Genomic DNA, 294 nt, shown 5'->3' on the forward strand with positions numbered 1-294 from the left:
GGCACCTCAGATCACCGTCCCGCCGTCGACCGGCAGCACCTGGCCGGTGATGTAGCCCGCCGCGGGCGAGGCCAAGAACACGAAGCTCGCCGCGATCTCGTCCGGGGCCGCCCAGCGCTGCAACGGGATCCGCTCGAGCGTCTTCTGCGCGAGCTTCTCGTTGCTGCGGATGTTCTCGGTCATCGCCGTCGCCGCCAGCGGCGCCAACGCGTTAACGGTGACCTGCTTGCGCGCCAGCTCCTTGGCCAGCGACTTGGTCAACCCGACGATCCCCGCCTTGGCCGCGCCGTAGTT

General features: G+C 69.4%; 1 protein-coding gene. It reads right to left on the minus strand.

Features of this window, described 5'->3' with window-relative positions:
* Positions 1-6 precede the first annotated feature (6 nt).
* A partial coding sequence (locus ACL02T_RS35050; RefSeq protein WP_412835114.1) for an SDR family oxidoreductase occupies positions 7-294 on the minus strand: 288 nt, incomplete at its 5' end.

It is taken from the genome of Pseudonocardia oceanicola (assembly GCF_047200735.1).
GTDB lineage: Bacteria > Actinomycetota > Actinomycetes > Mycobacteriales > Pseudonocardiaceae > Pseudonocardia.